This window comes from Corynebacterium amycolatum, assembly GCF_016889425.1.
Taxonomy (GTDB): domain Bacteria; phylum Actinomycetota; class Actinomycetes; order Mycobacteriales; family Mycobacteriaceae; genus Corynebacterium; species Corynebacterium amycolatum.
Genome location: NZ_CP069513.1, coordinates 1,931,763 through 1,952,323, shown reverse-complemented (window position 1 = coordinate 1,952,323; position 20,561 = coordinate 1,931,763). Strand labels below are relative to the sequence as shown.

The window sequence follows — 20,561 nt, the reverse complement described above, 5'->3', positions numbered from 1 at the left end:
GGGCGCGCCCCAGGTTTCGCCGTCGGCAAGCGTGGGCAAGATTTTCACTAAATAGGTACAAGTCAAAACCGGCGCAGGCCGCTAAATCGGTTATTCTCGAGCGGTTGGTGTTTATAGCTTTGCTTAGCGACGCCCGCAATGCCCCTGCCTGGTATCGCGCGAGTTCGCGGTGTGGTTATAGACATGCGTTTCTTCCCGAAGCGCTTAAGTACCTAAACGTCACGATTCAGGAGACTTTGCTTTGAACAGCAAATCCAGATCCGGTGCGAATACATTCAAGAGGAACTGGCCGCAGTGGCTGTTGGCACTGTTTGTTGGCTTCCTCATTCTTACGTACGCACTCGTCTTTTTCACCGGCGGCGGATCAGCCAAGCCAAAGTTGGGCATCGACTTGCAGGGTGGTACCCGAGTAACCCTGGTACCGCAGGGCGAAAAGCCGACGCGCGATCAGCTGGACCAGGCTCGCAAGATTCTGGAGAACCGCGTAAACGGCATGGGCGTCAGTGGCGCTCAAGTTGTCACCGACGGTGACACGCTGGTCATTACCGTGCCGGGTGAAGACTCACAGGAGGCGCGTACGCTCGGCCAGACCTCGCAGCTCTTCTTCCGTCCGGTAGAGCAGCCCACGCAGGGCCCTGATGAGGCTGCCTTTGGCGAGGTAGTTAAGAAGACTGCTGAAGATTGGGTGTCAGTCGGTGTCCTGTCGAAGGAGGATGCCACCAAGCGCGTCGATGACCTGTACAAGGACATGAATGAAACGCAGAAGCGTGCAATTGATGCCTTCAAGGAACAGAACCCGGACCAGCCGGTCCCGGAGGAATTGTCCACGTCGCTGGGCGAGGCCCCGAAGCTGGACGCAACGGCTCCGGCAAAGCCGGCGAACTCGATTGAAGCGGCAGAGCTGCGTACGAAGGTTCGTGACGTGCTGTTGGCGACTCGCCAGTCCGAAGATCCAACGACACAGTTTGCAGCCGCTGCGCTAATGACCTGCGATAACCGCGATGCAGTTGATTCGCTACAGGGTGCCGATGACCCGGCCAAGCCGCTGGTGACCTGTGCGCCAGAAGGCGGTAAGGCAATCTTCCTGGGCAAGGCTCCGCTGCTGATTGGGCAGAACGACGAGGCCAAGGGCCAGCGTCTGTCCGGTGACGCTATTGATACTAACGCGCCGATTACCGGTGGCTACGATCAGCAGTCTGGTCAGATTCAGGTCTCCTTTAGCTTCAAGTCCGGTAAGAACGACACCGGCGCTCGCACATGGACCAAGTTGACCAATGACTACCTGCAGCGGCAGGTCGCTATCGTGTTGGACTCGAAGGTCATTTCCGCCCCGGTGATTCAGGAGGCAACCCCGGTCGGTTCAGCTACTCGAATCACGGGTGATTTCACTATCGATGAGGCACAGGCGCTGGCGAATAACTTGCGTTACGGCGCACTGCCACTGTCCTTCGCAGGTGAGGACGGCGAGCCGGGCGGTACCACTACGACCATTCCAGCCATGCTGGGGTCGGCCTCCCTGGAGGCCGGTCTGCTTGCCGGCATTATCGGTATTGCTCTGATTGTCGTCTACGCAATCGTTCTTTACCGAGGCCTCGGAGCCATCTCGCTGGTTTCACTGGCAGCAGCTGGTGCGATGGTCTACGGCGTGCTTGTGCTGCTCGGTCGCTGGATTGGCTACTCACTCGATCTCGCTGGTATCGCCGGTATCATCATTTCCATCGGCGTGACAGCTGACTCCTTTATCGTCTTCTTCGAACGCATTAAGGATGAGATTCGTGCGGGTAGGACATTCCGCTCTGCGGTACCCCATGCTTGGCGACGAGCACGGCGTACGATCCTGTCGGGTAACTTTGTGTCCATCATTGCGGCTGTGGTCCTCTACATCCTGGCTGTTGGCGATGTGCGTGGTTTCGCATTCACGCTTGGTCTTTCCACGGCATTCGATATTGTGACCGCCTTCCTGGTGACTGCGCCACTGGTCATTCTGGCTACTCGCAAGTGGCCGGCACTGTCCAAACCATCCATGAACGGCTTTGGTTCAGTCATGGAGGTCGCTAACAGGAACAAGTCCGTAGCTACCGGTAAAAAGGCTGTCACCTCCAATGCAGCCGCCAGTGCAGTTGCCGACACCGGTTCGGCTGACTCCGGCGCGAATGAGGGGAAGTAGGAATCCATGAATACTACTCAGACGAATCCGGCGCTGACTAGTGAAAATGACGCGGCTAACGAGGACTCATTCTTCCGCCGCCTCTACACCGGCGAGGGTGGAATCAATATCGTCGGTAAGCGGAAGCGCTGGTACCAGATTGCGATTGCCGTCATTGTCGTTGCGTTAGCATCGATGCTGATTCGAGGGTTCAGCTTCGGTATCGATTTCGAGGGCGGCACCAAGATGACTATGCCGCCTGCGTCAGTGACGACTGAACAGGCTGAGGAGGTCTTCACCGACGCCACCGGCGTCAAGCCGGAGTTGGTGCAGATCATCGGTTCTGGCGAAGGCCGCATTCTGGAAATCACCTCAGAGAAGCTGACCCAGGGCGAGATTAATGATGCTCGCGTCGCACTGAACGACGCATTCAAACCCGTCGACGCACAGGGGGAGCAGACCCCGGATGCGATTGGTGACTCGACCGTTTCGGAATCGTGGGGCTCGTCGATTACCAACCGCATGCTGCTGGCTGCAGTAGTGTTCTTGGGCTTGGTATTCGCCTACATCACTATCCGCTTCGAGCGTGACATGGCCATTTCTGCCATCCTCGCCCTGGCCGTGGACGCAATCGTGATTATGGGCATCTACGCGCTGATCGGCCTTGATGTCACCCCGGCCACCATTATCGGTCTCCTGACCGTGCTGTCGTTCTCGCTGTACGACACCGTCGTGGTCTTCGACAAAGTCGACGAGAATACGGCAGGATATCGTTCATCGACACGTAGAAGTTACGCCGAGCTGGTGAATCTGGCTGTCAACCAAACCATCATGCGTTCTATAAACACCACAGTGTCGACGCTGCTGCCAATCCTGGCACTGATGATTATCGCCGTGGGCATGCTGGGTGTCGGTACGCTGAAGGATTTGGCGCTGGTTCAGCTCATCGGCATTATTCAGGGCACGTTCTCCTCGATTTTCCTGGCTTCGCCGCTGTTGGTAACGCTCAAGTCGCGTCAGCGTGAATACCGCAAGCATGACGAGGCGGTACTGTCTGCTCGCGCAAAGGCATCTGAGCGGGCCGGATCGGACACCGATTCCGCCACTGCTGATGTCGCGGAGGACTTGGGCGCGAAGGAATCGTCTGCAAGCGAAATGGAACAGTCGACGCCGAAACGAACGGTGAAGACCCCGAAGCTTAAGGGCGATGAAGACAAGCCGCTGTCCTGGCGTCCGGGGCAGTAGGAGGTAGCACCTCCCAGTGGTTCGGGTGAAACTACTTTAAAAGCGCATTGTGCGGGTATCGTTGACAGGTACCCGCACTTTTTCTTTTTGCCGAAAAGGAGCTTAAACCTGTGTCGTATGCACACGCGCGTGAGGCATTAGCTGATCAGATTCGGTTTGTGCCCGATTTTCCAGTTGAGGGCGTACTGTTCGAGGACCTGACGCCGGCGCTTGCCGACGCCACGACGTTCGCCCTGCTTGTGGACGAGATTTCCGCCAAGGTGGAAGAGTTCGGGGCCGATATTATCGGCAGCCTCGATGCGCGTGGATTCCTGCTGGGTTCTGCGGTGGCATACAAGCTCGGACTGGGAGTGCTCGCTATTCGTAAGAAGGGCAAGCTCCCACCACCTGTGCTGACGGAGACCTATGAACTGGAATACGGTACGGCCGCGCTTGAGATTCCGGCTCGTGGGTTTGAGCTGAAGGGCAAGAAGGCCGTACTTGTCGACGATGTGTTGGCAACTGGTGGCACCCTGTGTGCAGCTCGCGCCCTGCTAGAGACAGCTGGTGTCGAGGTGACCGGGCTGTGCACCGTGCTGGAGGTTGAAGGCCTGGGCGCTCGGGAGAAGCTTGCTGATCTGCCTCTGTACGTGGTTAATAAGGGGTGAATGAGCCATGGCTGAAGGGCCCGCACGCCGTTATGGTGCTCGCCTAGCGCGAAGCCTTACCGGAAACAGAACGAAGACCCGCCCGGTGCTAGATCCCCTTGTCGCGGTGCATCGGCAGGTGCATCCGCGCGCGGATTTAGCTGTGCTTCAGCGTGCCTACGATACCGCCGAGCGCCTTCACGACGGCGTGTACCGGAAATCCGGCGAGCCATACATCACTCACCCGCTTGCAGTCGCCACTATTGCCGCCGAGATTGGTATGGATACCACCACGCTGGTGGCGGCGCTGCTGCATGACACGGTCGAGGACACCGATTACACGCTGGAGGACCTGGAACGGGACTTCGGCCCAGAGGTCGCGCGCCTAGTCGACGGCGTGACCAAATTGGACAAGGTTGCGTTGGGCTCCGCCGCCGAGGCAGAGACCGTGCGAAAGATGATTATCGCCATGAGCCAGGACCCGCGCGTGCTGGTTATCAAGGTGGCTGACCGGCTGCATAACATGCGCACAATGCGTTTCCTGCCGCCGGAAAAGCAGGCTAAGAAGGCCCGCGAGACCCTCGAGGTGATTGCACCCCTGGCGCATCGTTTGGGAATGGCCAGCGTGAAGTGGGAGTTGGAAGATCTCTCCTTTGCCATTTTGTACCCGAAGAAGTACGACGAGATTGTGCGTTTGGTCGCAGACCGAGCGCCGCAGCGGGACCGGTACATCCAGGAAGTCTCCGAGATGATTCAGAAGGATCTGAAGGAGTCTCACATTGCTGCTGAGGTACAGGGCAGGCCGAAGCACTACTGGTCGATTTATCAGAAGATGATTGTCCGCGGCCACGAGTTCGACGAGATTTTTGACCTGGTCGGACTTCGAGTTCTGGTGGACACGACCAAGGACTGCTACGCCGCCATGGGCGCCGTCCACTCGCTGTTCAAACCCATGCCGGGGCGATTCAAGGACTATATTTCCGCGCCGCGCTTCGGGGTTTACCAGTCGTTGCACACAACGGTCATTGGTCCAGGTGGGGCCCCGCTAGAAGTGCAGATTCGCACCCATGAGATGCACTACAACGCTGAGTACGGCATTGCCGCACACTGGCGCTACAAGGAAACAAAAGGCTCTCATAAGGGAGATTCCGCCGAAGTCGATCAGATGGCGTGGATGCGTCAGCTGCTGGATTGGCAGCGCGAGGCCGCAGATCCTAACGAGTTCCTGGACTCGCTGCGCTATGATCTCTCAGTCACTGAAATTTTTGCGTTCACGCCGAAGGGTGATGTCATCACTTTGCCCGCGGACTCCACGCCGGTCGACTTTGCCTACGCGGTCCATACTGAGGTTGGCCACCGGTGTATTGGTGCCAAGGTCAACGGCAAGTTGGTGGCGTTGGAATCACCGCTAAAAACCGGTGACCGCGTCGAGATTTTCACGTCCAAGGATGCCCATTCTGGTCCGTCCAAGGACTGGGAGAAGTTCGTTAAAACTCCCCGTGCGCGGGCAAAGATTCGCCAGTGGTTTGCCAAGGAGCGACGCGAGGAGGCACTCGATGCCGGACGCGATGCGCTGGCGGCAGAGGTACAGCGCGGTGGTCTGCCGATGCACCGCCTGTTCACTCCGGCGTCCATCAAGCAGATTGCCTCCGAGCTGCACTATGCGGATGTCGATGCGCTCTATACCGCGATTGGTAAGGGGCAGGTATCGGCTCAGCATGTGACGCACCGTCTGATGGCGCAGTTCTCGAGCACAGACGATGCAGAAGAGCAGTTGGTCTCGCGCACTCCGATTTCGAAGATGAGTGTGCACAATACTCCGCGTCGCGCCGACAGCACCGGCGTGCTTGTGGAGGGCAGTGCGGATATGGCTGCCAAGTTGGCCAAGTGCTGTACACCGGTGCCTGGCGATGCCATCTTTGGTTTCGTCACCCGCGGTGGCGGTGTCAGCGTGCACCGCACGGATTGCACCAATGCGGAAAAACTCCACCAGGAGCCCGAGCGCATTATCGAGGTCTCCTGGGCAACAGATTCCTCCGGGGCGGTCTTTATGGTTACGGTGCAAATCGAAGCACTTGACCGTCACGGACTGCTCTCGGAGATCACTCGCGTCTTCTCTGATCAGAAGGTCTCAATCCTGTCGACGTCCTCCCATACCTCCGATGACCGCGTTGCCGTAATGCGTTTTAGCTTCGAGGTTTCGGACACTAAGCAGATGGGCTATATCTTCAACATTCTGCGCGGTGTCGAGGGAGTCTTCGATGTCTACCGCATTACTTCTGGTCAGTAGCCGGTTTATCAGCGCATCGATATGTGAATAAAGATTGAGGCCGCGTCGGTATTAAAACAGGGCCAAGGTGAAACACCTTGGCCCTGTTTTTGATGAATTTCTCAATCAGTTAGTTGAGTCAACTACTTGACTTCCGCCTTCTCAATACGGACTTCCTTAGCTGGCTTACCGTCAGAGGTACCGCCACCCTCGATACCATTCTTCGCAATGTCCGCAACCGTCTTGGTGCCCTCGTCAGTCATGGAGCCAAGCACGGTGTACTGCGGTGGCAGCTGAGAATCTGCCCAGTTGAGGAAGAACTGGCTGCCGTTGGCATCCGGGTCGCTCGGGTTTGCCATGGCGATAGAGCCCTTCGGGTACACCAACGGGGTGTTCTGATCCAGACCGGAATCCTTGACCGGCCACTCGCCAGCGAACTTGAAGCCCGGGCCGCCGCTACCGGTACCAGTCGGGTCACCACACTGCAGAACGTTCAGGCCACCACCGGTAATACGGTGGCACACGGTGTCGTCGAAGTAGTTGGACTTGGCCATGTGCTCAATCGCATTGACACCGCAAGGTGAAATAGCGCGGTTCAGCTCCATCGGAATGTCGCCCTGGTTAGTCTTCAGAGTGATGGTTACAGTGCCAGTGGCGGGAACTTTGTCGGTAGCTGGCTTATCGATATCCTTCGATGCCTCGCCATCATCCGGGTAGTCACAGGTCACGGTTTCCGGAAGCGCGGAAGAGCGCTTCATCGGAACCTTTTCACCGCTGACGGGAGTAGCTGTCAGAGCTGCAGGTTCGACTGGAGTCGTGGATTCATCAGCGGCCTCATTGTCGTCAGCGCCGCCAGCCGTGGTCAGCAGGTAGATTCCGCCACCGATAAAGAGCAGGATAGCCAAGGTGGTTACGACAACACCCAGTGGCTTCAGCTTCTCGGCACGTGCACGGCGCTTAAGTTCGCGCTCGAGCGTCCGCATCGCATCTTTGCGCCTTTGCTCATTATTGGCCACTAGTCTCTCTCCGTATCTGTTAGTCATCGATTGCCGGTGACGGCACACCAGCGGACGGTTTTGCCCATAGATAGTGACCGAGTTTGAGGTGAAAGCTCAGTCGGTCACCGTCGCGTACACAATCGACCATTATGCCCGGAGTCGGTTCTCATTTGCGAGATGACAGGCCAAGTCGGCATGGGAAAGGGCGTTCCGCTTTAGCACGTAGAGCTTCGACAGCTTCTTTGATGCCGACACCGGGGTGTTGGCGACGGTACTTCTTCACCTTCTCCGGCGTGATGCAGCTCTTACTTCTGCCTGTGCCTTCGACAACGCGACTACGACAACGGCGAGTTAGACTCCTCGCACCCAGGCTTATTGCGGCTGACATGAAAAGGATGAAGGCCAGTCGCGGATAACCTGCTAGAGCCGTTCCCACAGCTGTCAGGATGAAAAAGGTGATAGTGGCTGAGTACGTAATCTGCATAAAAGCTTCCAATCGTCAGTTCCAATTGCCAAGAACAGTTCTACGAGTTTCGCCACCTATCAGCCGTCGTTTTAGCGGGAACTTAACAGCGTGATAAATGAACCCAGCTCGAGCCAAGCAGACACTCGATAGAATGTGCGCTATGGAGATATTTGGATTTGCAGCCGGCCCTTTTCAGACCAACTGCTACGTGGCAACAGGCACTCCGGAGATGGACGACTTGGCTACCCCGTGCGTCATTATTGACCCGGGCATGGGGGCACTTGAGGTTGTGCGCACTGAGGTTGAGAAACGAAATTGGAAGCCGGAGGCAATTCTGTTGACGCATGGCCACATCGATCACATTCGCGATGTCGCGGAGGCTGCCGACTTCTGGGATATCCCCGTCTTCATTCACGAAAGCGACAATGTGTTGCTGGCCAATCCGAAACTCGGCGGTTCTTCTTTCGGACACCTCTTTGACATCGAGTCCATGCAGACTTATACGAAAGCCGATTTCTTCGAGGATGGCGACGAAGTAAAGTGGGCAGGGTTGAATTTCGAAGTCATTCACGCACCGGGTCACTCGCCGGGGTGCGTAATGCTGCGCGCTTCCGATGGGGAAGATGAGATTATCTTCAGCGGGGACGTCCTCTTTAAGGGGGCTATCGGTCGCGTAGATTTACCGGGCAGTAGTCCGGAGCACATGCAGCAGTCGTTGAAGGATAAGGTTCTCCCGCTGGCGGATGACCTCATGATTCTTCCGGGCCATGGCTCCGCATCGTCGATAGGCGAGGAGCGCGAGACCAACCCCTTCCTGCAAAACCTCACCTAGCCTGGCTGACACGTCGTGAGAGTTGGCAGGTAGAGTTAGCGGAGTGAACTCTAGCCAGAAGCCAAAGAAGTTGAAGCCATTCTCCGCGCCCAAGGGCGTGCCGGATTACGTCCCGCCGGTCTCCCGCGAATTCGAGGCGGTGCGAAACTCATTCCAGCACCGCGCACGACTTGCGGGCTATGAGCACATTGAGCTGCCAATTTTCGAGGAAACCGGGCTTTTTGCACGCGGCGTAGGTGAATCGACGGACGTCGTCACCAAGGAGATGTACACGTTCGCCGACCGCGGCGACCGCTCGGTCACCCTGCGCCCGGAGGGTACCGCGGGCGTGATGCGCGCGGTCATTGAGCACAATCTCGACCGCGGTCAGCTGCCGGTCAAGCTTTCCTACGCGGGGCCGTTCTTTCGCTATGAACGCCCGCAGGCGGGCCGTTACCGTCAGTTGCAGCAGGTTGGCGTAGAGGCAATCGGCGTCGATGATCCTGCGCTGGACGCTGAGGTCATCGCGCTTGCCGACGCATGTTTCCGCGGCATCGGCCTGGAAGGATTCCGGCTTGAGCTGACAAGCCTCGGTGACAACACCTGTCGCCCCGAATACCGCGCTAAGCTGCAGGAATTCTTGTTTGAGCTGCCGCTGGATGAGGAAACTCGCCACCGTGCAAACATCAACCCGCTGCGCGTCCTCGACGATAAGCGACCGGAAATGCAGGAAATGCTTGCCGACGCACCACTGATGCTGGACCACCTTTCTGACAGCGCTCGCAGTCACTTTGAAGCTGTGACTGGACTGTTGGATGACATGAAGGTGCCCTATGTCATCAATCCTCGAATGGTGCGGGGGCTGGACTACTACACCAAGACGTGCTTCGAGTTTGTTCACGACGGCCTTGGTGCTCAGTCGGGTATCGGTGGCGGTGGTCGCTACGACGGCCTGATGGCGCAGCTCGGCGGCCAAGAGCTGTCCGGAATTGGCTTTGGTTTGGGTGTGGATCGTGCACTGCTCGCGCTGGAAGCCGAGGGCAAGCAGGCTAGCGACGGTCGACGCGTCGATGTGTATGGTGTTGCGCTCGGTGAAGAAGCCGCTCACACTATGGCGGTGCAGATCAATAAGCTGCGCCAAGCGGGTATCCGCGCGGATATGTCCTACGGTGGCCGCGGGCTGAAGGGTGCAATGAAGGGTGCCGATCGCGCTGGAGCCCGATTTGCGTTGGTTCTCGGCGAATCTGAATTGGCTGCGGGCGAGGTTCAGCTGAAGGACCTCGAGTCCCACGAGCAGCACGCGGTGGCCCTAGATGCGCTGGTTCAGGAGTTGCAGTCGCGCATCTAGGAAACGCGCATTTGTTGAGTGCGGAGTCTAGCTGTAGACACCGCGCTCGAGAGTGTCGCACTGAGACATCTTTCCTGACTTGTAGCCGGTGAGGAATGCCTTCGTACGCTGCTCAGCTGAGCCATGGGTCCAGGAGTCCGGTTGAACACCACCGCCGGAATGCTGCTGGATGGTGTCATCGCCAATGGCCTTCGTAGTTTTGAGGGCATCGGCAACTTGCTCGTCGGAAAGCGGTTCGAGGATTGCGTCCGGCCCCTTGTCCGCGTAATGAGCCCAGATACCCGCATAGCAGTCTGCCTGCAGCTCAATCTTTACGGCATCGGAATCGGGGCCAGGCTCGTTGTAGTTACTGCGGCCGAGCGTACCCTCCAAATTTTGGATATGGTGACCGAATTCGTGGGCTACGACATACTCCTGCGCGAGCGGGCCGTTGCCTCCGCCCATGCGCTCCAGGGTGCTAAAGAACTCCGTGTCGAAGTAGGCCGTTTGATCGGCGGGGCAGTAGAACGGGCCGGTGGACGAGGACGCTGCGCCGCAGCCCGACTGAGTGGAGCCTTCAAAGAGGACTAGGTCTGGGTTCGTGTACCCGATGCCGGCCTGTGCGGGAAGCTGTTCTTCCCAGACTCGGTCGACCGAAATGCCGGTGAATTCCATCCGGCAATCGATGCGGCTGTTGGCATCTTCGCCGGTTTTACAGGGATCCTCACCAGGGGTTTGCTGTGCAGTCTGAGAGGACTGGTTGTTCTGGGCACCTGTCAGCTGTCCCAATTGTCCCGGGTCGCCGCCGAGAAGTAAGTACAGGCCAATGAGGACAAGGCCGCCGATGCCGCCACCGCCTACTGCAATAGCGCGGCCACCACCCGAGCGTCGCTCGGCACGAGCCGAGCTCTTTTGGAAGTCATTCCGGAAGGTCATAGGAGTAAGACTATTGCATAGGGTTCGGAAAACGGGCCATTGAATAGCGCTGCGTCAAAGTGTCCGTATGGAAGTCAACGTCAAGGCCTACAAAAATCTATGTCTAAGTGAGTACATGAAGCCCGAGGTAGACCCAAGGCGATGACCGGGGCGATGACCGGTAATAGGCAAAATAACCGGGGTCTTCTTCTCACCTTAATGGCTTCAAGGTAGACTACACGGACGAAACCGCTATCCACAGCGTTAATCCCTATAGCACCAATTTTGGAAGGACCAATTCGCAGTGCTTCGTACGCATCTTGCCGGAGACCTCCGCGCTGACCTCGCCGGCAGCACAGTAACCCTGACCGGTTGGGTAGGACGCCGCCGTGACCACGGTGGTGTGATCTTCATTGACATGCGTGACCGCTCCGGTTACGCCCAGGTTGTGTTCCGCAACAGTGAAGTTGCTGAGCGTGCACACCACCTGCGCAGCGAGTACTGCATTCAGGTCACCGGTGTCGTTGAGAAGCGCCCGGAGGGCTCCGAAAACCCGAACCTGGCATCGGGAGAAATTGAGGTCAATGTTACGGAGCTGACCATCCTCAACGAGTCGGCGGCATTGCCGTTCCAGCTCGAGGACGTTGGAACTTCTGGCACTGTGGGCGAAGAAGCTCGCCTGAAGTACCGCTACCTAGACCTACGCCGTGAAGGCCCGGCCAAAATTATGCGTCTTCGTGCGGCTGTCAACCGCGCAGCACGTAAGGTGCTGGACAGCCACGACTTTACAGAAATCGAGACTCCGACGTTGACTCGCTCTACGCCGGAAGGCGCTCGTGACTTCGTAGTGCCGGCTCGTTTGAAGCCGGGCACTTTCTATGCACTGCCGCAGTCCCCTCAGCTGTTCAAGCAGCTGCTTATGGTCGCTGGTATGGAGCGCTACTACCAGATTGCCCGCTGCTACCGCGATGAGGACTTCCGCGCTGACCGCCAGCCAGAGTTCACTCAGCTCGACGTTGAGATGAGCTTCGCCGAGCAGGACGATGTCATTGCGCTGGCAGAAGAGATTCTGGTTGCTATCTTCGCCGAGGCCGGTGTCACTGTTCAGACTCCGATTCCACGCATGACCTTCAAGGAGGCCATGGAGAAGTACGGTTCTGACAAACCAGACCTGCGCTTCGACATTCCGTTGGTGGAGTGCACTGAGTTCTTCAAGGACACCACTTTCCGTGTCTTCCAGAACGACTACGTTGGTGCAGTTGTTATGGACGGTGGCGCATCGCAGCCTCGTCGTCAACTCGATGCTTGGCAGGATTGGGCCCGCCAGCGCGGCGCGAAGGGCCTGGCCTACATCCTCGTCGGGGAGGACGGCACTCTGGGTGGCCCGGTTGCCAAGAACATTACTGACGCAGAGCGTGAAGGCATCGCGGTGCACGTCGGCGCAAAGCCGGGTGACTGCATCTTCTTCGCTGCAGGTGATGCTAAGAGCTCCCGTGCACTGCTGGGTGCTGCTCGTGGAGAGATTGCCAAGAAGCTCGGCCTGATCAAGGAAGGCGACTGGGCATTCACCTGGGTCGTCGACGCACCGTTGTTCGAGCCGGCTGCCGACGCTACCGCTTCCGGTGACGTTGCCCTGGGCCACTCCCAGTGGACTGCTGTGCACCACGCCTTCACCTCGCCGAAGCCAGAGCACATGGATACCTTCGACAAGGATCCGGGCAACGCACTGGCTTACGCCTACGACATCGTCTGCAACGGTAACGAAATTGGTGGCGGCTCCATTCGTATTCACCGCCCAGATGTCCAGAAGCGCGTCTTCGATGTTATGGGCATCGGCGAGGAAGAGGCACAGGAGCAGTTCGGCTTCCTGTTGGACGCTTTCCAGTACGGCGCTCCGCCGCACGGTGGTATCGCATTCGGTTGGGACCGTATCGTTTCCCTGCTGGCCGGCGTTGACTCCATTCGCGATGTTATCGCCTTCCCGAAGTCCGGTGGCGGCGTTGATCCGTTGACTGACGCCCCGACTCCGATTACCGCTCAGCAGCGCAAGGAGACCGGTATCGACTTCAAGCCGAAGCCAAAGCAGAAGGCAGACGCCGCTAAGGCAGCAGCCGACGCAGGCGACAGCAAGTAAACAAAGAAATCACATTGCGAGGAATGTGCTCCGCCACTCCAGCGTGAACAGCGCGAGCGGGGTCGATTCCTCCTAACTAAGGCGGTACGGGCCACAACGCGACATCCGTATCGCCTGACTGAAACTGGCTCATTGAAAGGGCATTCAATGGAGTACTCGGACGACGCTGCAGCAGAAGTTGACAGTGTAGTTAAAGATGCAGAGACACTGCTTTCCGCACGATTCGGCGGCACTCCAGTGTTGTCGGATCCAGAAGTACTTACAGGCCAGTCAAACGCTCTTGTTGTCCGCGTACGGGTCGCCACAAATCCCTTTATGCAGGAGCGCACGGTCGTCGTAAAGCAAATTCCTACGATGACTGAAGGTGTCGATCCCGCCGTTTTACGGGAAGTCGTGGCGTACCAGTTCATCAATACGCTGCCTGACGACGTTCGCCCGGGGCCTCAGCTTCTTGCTTACGATGTTTCAAAGCAGCTATTGGTTCTCAGCGACGTCGGTGTCGTGGACACTCTTGCGGACGTACTCTTTCGTGGCGATGAAGAGCGTCGATTGCGCGCGTTCCGCAGTCTCGGCGCGTCGCTGGGCCGGATGCATATTCACACGCATACTCGCGAAGAGGGGTTTGAGACCCTGCGTCGTCGTATGTGGGTGAAGAACAAGGTCGATCGTGAGGCTCTCGAGGCGCGTGACCACGGCATTGTGTCGGGGATTCGCTTTGGCATGCGAGCTATTGAAGGCTCCGGTATTCCTGTTCCCGACGCTGTGCGCTCTTTCGGTGAGGATGCTGCTCGTCGAATTGAGAAGGGCACGCATAGGGCGTTTACTCCGTTTGACCTCGCCCCGGACAACATTCTGCTGGCGGACAAGGTCCAGTTCCTCGACTATGAGTGGGCTGGTTACCGCGATGTCATCTTCGACGTGGCCAGCGTCGTCGCAGGCTTCCCGCTGCACGTTTTCGTGGAGCGCCCATCGGAGGCAGAGGTCGACGCATTTGTCCGTGCATGGATGGAAGAGATTCGTGACCATTGGTATCGCGACACGAGCGACCGCCGTATGATGGCGTTCATTGCTGCGGCTTTGCTCGGTTGGTTCTTCATCTCCGCAACGGTTTCCGTCTTCGGTTCTCCGAAGCAAGCGCTGTGGGTGGGGCATGAAGGACGTACGGACCTGAAGCCGGAAGTTGGTGGCTCAGCATTGGAGCGACGCGACATGGCTAACACAGCTCGCGCCATTGCGCAGTTCGCCCATAGATGTGAGGACGATCGTGCCGACGAGCTGGAAAAGTTCGCACATGCTGTAATTGATTTCTTAGAGCAAGAGGAAGGCTAGGGCATACGTGGCGGATCCGAATAAGCTGCCGACAGGCGGTGCAAACGGCTCCGCCGATGACGCTCCAGGGCTTTTCGACGAGCCTTCGATTGCCGGCCCTGCGGCGGCCAAGAGCCAAGGTCGGGGTGCGGGGCCAGCAAGCACTGGCCTGAACTCCGATGCGAACACCTATTTCCACCCAGGTGCACATGCGCCATTGGCTGTTCGGATGCGACCGCGAAACCTGGATGAAGTCGTTGGTCAAGACCACCTGCTAGCACCCGGAGCACCGTTGCGCCGTCTGGTCGAGGGGGGCGGCGACACCTCCGTTATTCTGTTTGGCCCTCCTGGAACTGGCAAGACCACTCTTGCCAGTTTGATTTCCGCGGCGACCGGTCGACACTTTGAAGCGCTTTCCGCGCTTAATGCCGGGGTGAAGGAAGTGCGTGCGGTTATCGATACTGCTCGTCGCACGCTCGTTAATCAGGGCATTCAAACGGTGCTCTTCATCGACGAGGTGCACCGCTTCTCTAAGACCCAGCAGGATGCCCTGTTGGGTGCCGTGGAAAATCGGATTGTCCTTCTCGTTGCGGCAACGACGGAAAACCCATCCTTCTCAGTGGTGTCCCCGCTGCTCAGTCGATCACTGTTGTTACAGTTGCAGCCACTGGATGACGAAGCCGTCGGCACGCTCATTGATCGAGCACTTACTGATGAGCGCGGCCTCAATGGTCGCGTCAGTATTACAGACGATGCACGTAATCAACTCATTGCGCTGGCAGCTGGTGATGCTCGTCGTTCCCTCACGTACCTCGAGGCAGCCGCAGAAGCCGTAGCCGACGGTGAGCAGATTACCTCTGAGTCGCTTGCCAATTCGATCAACAGGGCCGTGGTTCGCTATGACCGCGATGGCGACCAGCATTACGACGTCACCAGCGCGTTTATTAAGTCCGTTCGAGGGTCTGATGTCGATGCTGCCCTGCACTACTTGGCGCGGATGATTGAGGGTGGGGAAGACCCTCGGTTTATTGCCCGCCGAATCGTAATTCTGGCTAGCGAAGACATCGGTATGGCAGACCCGACAGCACTGCAAACCGCCGTCGCCGCGGCGCAGGCCGTTGCCTTGATAGGCATGCCGGAAGCCCGGCTGACGCTGGCGCAGGCCACGATTCACTTGGCCACGGCACCGAAATCCAATTCGGTCATAAGCGCAATCGACGGGGCGTTGAAGGATGTTCGTTCCGGGAAGACCGGGCCGGTGCCACCGCATTTGCGCGACGGACATTACAGCGGGGCTAAGGACCTTGGTCACGCGGTGGACTATATCTACCCGCACAATGACCCCATGGGTGTCGTTGCCCAACAGTATCCACCAGATCAGTTGGTGGGCACTGATTATTTCGTTCCATCCAATCATGGTCGTGAAAACGGCATGGCTGAGTACCTCGGACGCATTCGCCGAATTATCCGGGGGAGCCGCCGGAAATCGAAGTAGGCGAGATCGGTCGGGATCTACGGGGTGCCGGTGGGGTGGTTTTAAAGTTGCTCGAACCGAGCGGGTAGACTGCTAGTTTTGTATTAAACATCTCGGACGCTCGACGTGAAACGAGGAAGTAGAACACCGTGCAGACTCATGAAATTCGAAATCGCTTCATCCAGCATTTCGTAAAGGCGGGACACACCGAGGTCCCCAGTGCCTCCCTGGTTTTGGATGACCCGAACCTGCTGTTCGTTAATGCCGGCATGGTGCCGTTCAAGCCCTACTTCCTCGGCAATGAGACTCCGGACTTCTCCACCGCGACCTCGATTCAGAAGTGCGTGCGCACACTGGACATTGAAGAGGTGGGTATCACCACTCGCCACAACACCTTCTTCCAGATGGCGGGTAACTTCTCATTCGGAAATTACTTCAAGGAAGGTGCCATCACTCATGCATGGAGCCTTCTGACTGGTGCTGTTGAGGACGGCGGCTTTGGCATCCCGGCTGAGAAGCTGTGGGTAACGGTTTTCCTCGACGACGATGAGGCCCATGACATCTGGCACGAGAAGGTTGGTGTACCGGAGGAGCGCATTCAGCGCCGAGGTATGGCGGACAACTACTGGTCCATGGGTGTACCTGGCCCGTGTGGTCCGTGCTCAGAGATTTTCTACGATCGCGGCCCGGAGTACGGTGCTGATGGTGGCCCAGAGGCCGACGAGGATCGCTACATCGAGATTTGGAACCTCGTCTTCATGGAAAACGAGCGTGGCGAAGGAACAGGCAAGGACTCTTTCGAGATTCTTGGCCCGTTGCCGAAGAAGAACATCGATACCGGTATGGGTATCGAGCGTGTTGCTTTCCTGCTGCAGGGTGTCGACAACGTCTACGAAACTGACCTACTGCGTCCGGTTATCGACGAGGCAGAGCGGCTAACCGGTTCGAAATACAGCTCGAACCACCAGGACAACATCCGTTTCCGCGTCATCGCTGACCACAGCCGTACCGGCTTGATGCTGATGCTCGACGGCGTCACTCCCTCGAACTCCGATCGTGGCTATATTCTGCGTCGCCTTCTGCGCCGTATTATCCGCTCTGCGCGCTTGCTCGGAGCTAACGGTCCAGTGCTGGAGAAGCTGATTGGTATCGCGGCCGAGACCATGACCCCGTCGTACCCAGAGATCGCGGAGAACTGGAACCGTATTCGCCGCGTCGCCGTCGCCGAGGAAAAGACCTTCACCAAGACTCTGTCCGCTGGTGAGGAGCTGTTCGAGCGCGCGGCCACCAAGGCCAAGGCAGAGGGTAAAACCGTTCTATCCGGTCACGATGCCTTCACCCTGCATGACACCCACGGCTTCCCAATCGACCTGACCATCGAGATGGCCGAAGAAGCTGGCCTGACCATCGACCGCGAGGAATTCGATCGCGAGATGGCTGAGCAGCGTGCGCGTGCAAAGGCCGACAGCCAGGCAAAGAAACAGTCGCACACCGACCTGCACGTCTACCGCGAGTTCATCGATGAACACCCGACGTCCTTCACTGGTTACGATCGGCTTGCCGACGAATCCACGATTCTCGGCATCATTGCCGATGGCCAGAAGCAGGCGTTTGCCGCAGAGGGCGATGAGATTGAGGTTATCCTCGACCGCACTCCGCTCTATGCCGAGGCCGGAGGTCAGCTGGCTGACCGTGGTCGAATCGTGACTGATTCCGGCGCTGTGGTCCACATCAACGATGTCCAAAAGGTGGGCAAGAAGCTGTGGCTGCACAAGGGCATCGTCACAGCCGGTGAGTTTACCCCGGGCGTCTCCGCTGAAGCTTTGGTAGACGAGCAGTGGCGTCACGGTGCTCGTCAGGCGCACACTGCAACTCACCTGATTCACGGTGCTCTGCGTCAGGTACTGGGGGATACTGCAACTCAGGCTGGTTCCATGAATAAGCCGGGCTACCTCCGTTTCGACTTCAAGTACGGTGAGCAGCTCACACCGGAACAGCTCCGTGAGATTGAGCAGATTACCAATGAGGCTGTCGACAACGACTGGGCTGTCAATACTGCCGAGATGCCGTTGGAAGAGGCCAAGGCCGCTGGTGCCATGGCATTGTTCAACGAAAACTACGGCGACATCGTCCGCGTTGTCGAGGTCGGTGGCCCGTTCTCAATTGAGCTGTGTGGCGGTACCCACGTTTCGCATTCTTCGCAGATTGGTCCGGTAGCTGTGCTGGGCGAGTCCTCTGTCGGATCGGGCGTGCGCCGTATTGAGGCCTACTCGGGTATGGATTCCTTCCGCTACCTGTCCACCGAGCGTCTCCTGGCTGAACGACTGGCCACTGAATTCAAGGCTCCGTCTGCTGAGCTGCCAGACCGCATCGCAGCATTGGCTGAGAAGCTCAAGGCTGCAGAGAAGCAGCTCGCTGATTTCAAGGCCGGACAGCTGCTGGCCAATGCCGCATCTCACCTGGAGTCCGCTCGCACCATCGGCGATGTTACTTACCTCGGCCTTAAGCTTCCCGACGGTACGGAGATGAAGGACATCCGTTCGCTGGCTAATGACTTGGCGAAGCGTCTTGCGGATCGCCCAAGCGTTATTGCGTTGATTTCCAACGCTGGCGGCAAGGTTCCATTTGTGGCCTCGGTTTCGGATGAAGCCGTCAATCGCGGTATTAAGGCCGGCGATTTGGTGAAGCTGATGGGCGCCGAGGTCGGCGGCAAGGGCGGCGGTAAACCGGCAATGGCACAGGGCTCCGGCTCTGATGCCTCCGGTATCGACGCAGCATTGGCCGCTGTTGAGGCCGAACTGTCCAAGTAGTCAATTAACGGCTGTGCTATCGGAAGAGCAGTAAACAATGGCTAAGCCCCGCATTGATACCCCCGGTCAGGATGATCCCGGTTGGGGTCGGCGGCTCGGAATCGACGTCGGCGATGTCCGCGTTGGTGTCGCAGTCTCTGACCCCGACTGTATCCTGGCGACCCCGGTTGAAACAGTCACTCGAGCAACGGGGCGAAAAGATCCTGACGGGCCGGATATTGACCGGCTCGTGGGACTCGCCACTGAACTTGAGGTCGTCGAGATTGTTGTCGGGATGCCCCTTATGCTCGACGGCACGTTCGGGACTTCTGCGCGGAAAGCTACTGACGTTGGATTCCGGCTGCAGCGCCGACTCGGTGACCGAGTCGTAGTGCATTACGCCGATGAACGGATGACGACGGTAATGGCTCAATCAAGGCTGCACGCAGCAGGTATTGATGTTAAGTCCGGGCGGAAGATTATTGACCAGGCTGCGGCAGTAGAAATTCTACAATCCTGGTTGGACAGACGGGCAAAATCTTTGGACGAAAATACCGACTAGGGGCACACAAAAGTTACCGAAAGGTGACAATTCACCCACCTTTGCGCAATTATTAAGTGTGTAATATCTGAGCACGTTTCTGCGTGCATGGGATTTGAAAAGTTGAAGTGGCGATTCACACCTACAATGCAACCTAGTGCTACGACTTCGTCGTAAAGCTATGTCGTACCAGTCGCTGTTAGTCGCGTGTCGCACCCAAATGGGAAGACTCCGCGCTGATACCGATGGGAGAGTGAGCTGCGTTCGAGGAGATTATTGATGAGTAAAGACGCGCAGACTGCGCGCCGCACTGGTAGCGGCGGTGACGACCGGGACCGCGCTGGTGCTCGCAGCGGTGGGACAAAGCCTCGGGTTCGCCACCGCCAAACGGCAGTGGCAATCAATGTGACTTCTGTCCTGTTATGCGTGTTCGTCCTCGCAGTGATTGGCCTCGTCTGGAATCGTGGGGGCATTGTAGACGATTACGACGGCAAAGCCGAGGGGCCAATGACGATTGTTGAGGTCAGTGAAGGCACGTCACTTACTGATTTGTCCAACCAATTGGTGGAAAGCGGCGTCGTCAAGTCTTCCCGTGCATTCATCCAGGCCGCGAATGAAAACTCCCATTCAAGTGAATTGCAGCCGGGTTTCTACCGACTCCACCAGCGGATGAAGGCCGATGAGACCGTCGAGGCTCTTCTGGATGTCGAAAATCAGGTCGGTACCGTTGACATTCCGACTGGCGCCCGTTTCGCCGATACCCGCATTGTGTCCTCATCGGATGTGCGTAAGGGAATTTTCTCGCTTATTTCAGAGGCCACTTGCGTTGAGGACAATGACTGCGTGTCCAAGACCGATCTCGAACGTGCTGCTGGCGAGGCTGATTTGGCCGCGCTCGGTGTTCCAGAATGGGCACGGGACGCGGTAACTGCGCGTGGCAACGACCCTCGTCGTCTTGAGGGACTCATTACGCCAGGTGTTCATCACCTTGACCCGCAGCAGACGCCCGAACAGATGCTGGCAAAATTGGTCAAGGAATCGGTGAAGAACTATGAGGACACAGGGCTCATGGCTTCAGCGGACATGGTTGGTCTGTCTCCATACGAGCTGATTACCGCAGCTTCTCTGATTCAGATGGAGTCGCCAGATGGTGACTTCGATAAGGTCGCTCGCGTTATTCTGAACCGTCTGGAGGAGCCGATGCAGCTGCAGTTCGACTCGACAGTCAATTACGATCTGCCGGATCAGGAAATCGCAACCACGGATGAGGACCGCGCGCGAAAGACCGCATGGAACACCTACGCCAAGGAGGGGCTGCCGGAAACCCCTATTGCTTCGCCCTCCATCGAGGCGATTCGTGCCATGGAAAATCCGGCTGACGGCACCTGGCTGTACTTTGTCACGGTGGACAAGGAAGGGAATACCGTCTTTAGCACGACCTTCGAAGAGCACGAGGCCGCTATTGACGAGTCACGCAGCAATGGCGTGCTGGATTCGAACCGCTAAGAGGTA

At 57.7% G+C, this 20,561-nt stretch carries 14 protein-coding genes; 12 read left to right on the top strand and 2 right to left on the bottom strand.

What is annotated here, in order from left to right; translation table 11 throughout:
- Window positions 1-241: 241 nt before the first annotated feature.
- The 4 genes from secD to I6J19_RS08495 all read left to right on the top strand — a co-directional run bounded on the left by secD (window position 242) and on the right by I6J19_RS08495 (window position 6,307).
- Window positions 242-2,167: a protein translocase subunit SecD gene (gene secD / locus I6J19_RS08510; RefSeq protein ID WP_038628872.1), complete on the top strand. Its 1,926-nt coding sequence runs from the start codon at window positions 242-244 to the stop codon at window positions 2,165-2,167.
- 6 nt (window positions 2,168-2,173) lie between these two features.
- Window positions 2,174-3,391: a protein translocase subunit SecF gene (gene secF / locus I6J19_RS08505; protein WP_038628873.1), complete on the top strand. Its 1,218-nt coding sequence runs from the start codon at window positions 2,174-2,176 to the stop codon at window positions 3,389-3,391.
- Between the two features lie 110 nt (window positions 3,392-3,501).
- On the top strand, window positions 3,502-4,038 hold the full coding sequence (locus I6J19_RS08500; RefSeq protein ID WP_070432221.1) for an adenine phosphoribosyltransferase: 537 nt from the start codon (window positions 3,502-3,504) through the stop codon (window positions 4,036-4,038).
- A gap of 7 nt (window positions 4,039-4,045) precedes the next feature.
- Entirely contained in the window at window positions 4,046-6,307 is a 2,262-nt protein-coding gene (locus I6J19_RS08495) for a RelA/SpoT family protein (protein ID WP_038628875.1), read from the top strand.
- Between the two features lie 122 nt (window positions 6,308-6,429).
- Here I6J19_RS08495 and I6J19_RS08490 read toward each other — a convergent pair whose 3' ends face one another.
- Window positions 6,430-7,302, bottom strand: coding sequence for a peptidylprolyl isomerase (locus I6J19_RS08490; RefSeq protein WP_187402581.1), 873 nt, complete (start codon window positions 7,300-7,302; stop codon window positions 6,430-6,432).
- Between the two features lie 608 nt (window positions 7,303-7,910).
- On the opposite strand from I6J19_RS08490, the gene I6J19_RS08485 reads away from it, so the two are divergent.
- Complete coding sequence (locus I6J19_RS08485) at window positions 7,911-8,582, top strand: MBL fold metallo-hydrolase (RefSeq protein WP_070432222.1); 672 nt, start codon at window positions 7,911-7,913, stop codon at window positions 8,580-8,582.
- Window positions 8,583-8,625: 43 nt separating this feature from the next.
- A complete protein-coding gene (gene hisS / locus I6J19_RS08480; protein WP_038628881.1) occupies window positions 8,626-9,909 on the top strand; it encodes a histidine--tRNA ligase in 1,284 nt (427 codons plus the stop codon).
- Window positions 9,910-9,936: 27 nt separating this feature from the next.
- Here hisS and ypfJ read toward each other — a convergent pair whose 3' ends face one another.
- Entirely contained in the window at window positions 9,937-10,824 is an 888-nt protein-coding gene (gene ypfJ, locus I6J19_RS08475) for a KPN_02809 family neutral zinc metallopeptidase (RefSeq protein ID WP_038628883.1), read from the bottom strand.
- Window positions 10,825-11,107: 283 nt separating this feature from the next.
- On the opposite strand from ypfJ, the gene aspS reads away from it, so the two are divergent.
- From aspS to mltG, 6 genes are all read left to right on the top strand, one after another.
- Window positions 11,108-12,937 carry an aspartate--tRNA ligase gene (gene aspS / locus I6J19_RS08470; RefSeq protein ID WP_038628885.1) on the top strand — a complete coding sequence of 610 codons (1,830 nt, stop codon included), beginning with the start codon at window positions 11,108-11,110 and terminating at the stop codon, window positions 12,935-12,937.
- 147 nt (window positions 12,938-13,084) lie between these two features.
- A complete protein-coding gene (locus I6J19_RS08465; protein WP_049180992.1) occupies window positions 13,085-14,266 on the top strand; it encodes a phosphotransferase in 1,182 nt (393 codons plus the stop codon).
- Window positions 14,267-14,354: 88 nt separating this feature from the next.
- The gene (locus I6J19_RS08460) at window positions 14,355-15,740 is read left to right on the top strand and encodes a replication-associated recombination protein A (protein WP_392389637.1); all 1,386 of its coding nucleotides are present in this window, start codon (window positions 14,355-14,357) and stop codon (window positions 15,738-15,740) included.
- Between the two features lie 128 nt (window positions 15,741-15,868).
- Window positions 15,869-18,529 (top strand): alanine--tRNA ligase, encoded by a 2,661-nt coding sequence (gene alaS, locus I6J19_RS08455; RefSeq protein ID WP_038628889.1) that lies wholly within the window; start codon window positions 15,869-15,871, stop codon window positions 18,527-18,529.
- A 37-nt stretch (window positions 18,530-18,566) separates the two neighbouring features.
- Window positions 18,567-19,070: a Holliday junction resolvase RuvX gene (gene ruvX, locus I6J19_RS08450; protein ID WP_038628891.1), complete on the top strand. Its 504-nt coding sequence runs from the start codon at window positions 18,567-18,569 to the stop codon at window positions 19,068-19,070.
- 258 nt (window positions 19,071-19,328) lie between these two features.
- On the top strand, window positions 19,329-20,555 hold the full coding sequence (mltG, locus tag I6J19_RS08445) for an endolytic transglycosylase MltG (RefSeq protein WP_038628894.1): 1,227 nt from the start codon (window positions 19,329-19,331) through the stop codon (window positions 20,553-20,555).
- Window positions 20,556-20,561: the final 6 nt, after the last annotated feature.

Bases quoted from the DNA above. Each gene is read 5' to 3' on its own strand.
- secF (WP_038628873.1), top strand. From the start codon at position 2,174: ATGAATACTACTCAGACGAATCCGGCGCTGACTAGTGAAAATGACGCG.
- I6J19_RS08495 (WP_038628875.1), top strand. From the start codon at position 4,046: ATGGCTGAAGGGCCCGCACGCCGTTATGGTGCTCGCCTAGCGCGAAGC.
- I6J19_RS08485 (WP_070432222.1), top strand. From the start codon at position 7,911: ATGGAGATATTTGGATTTGCAGCCGGCCCTTTTCAGACCAACTGCTAC.
- ypfJ (WP_038628883.1), bottom strand. From the start codon at position 10,824: ATGACCTTCCGGAATGACTTCCAAAAGAGCTCGGCTCGTGCCGAGCGA.
- I6J19_RS08465 (WP_049180992.1), top strand. From the start codon at position 13,085: ATGGAGTACTCGGACGACGCTGCAGCAGAAGTTGACAGTGTAGTTAAA.
- ruvX (WP_038628891.1), top strand. From the start codon at position 18,567: ATGGCTAAGCCCCGCATTGATACCCCCGGTCAGGATGATCCCGGTTGG.
- mltG (WP_038628894.1), top strand. From the start codon at position 19,329: ATGAGTAAAGACGCGCAGACTGCGCGCCGCACTGGTAGCGGCGGTGAC.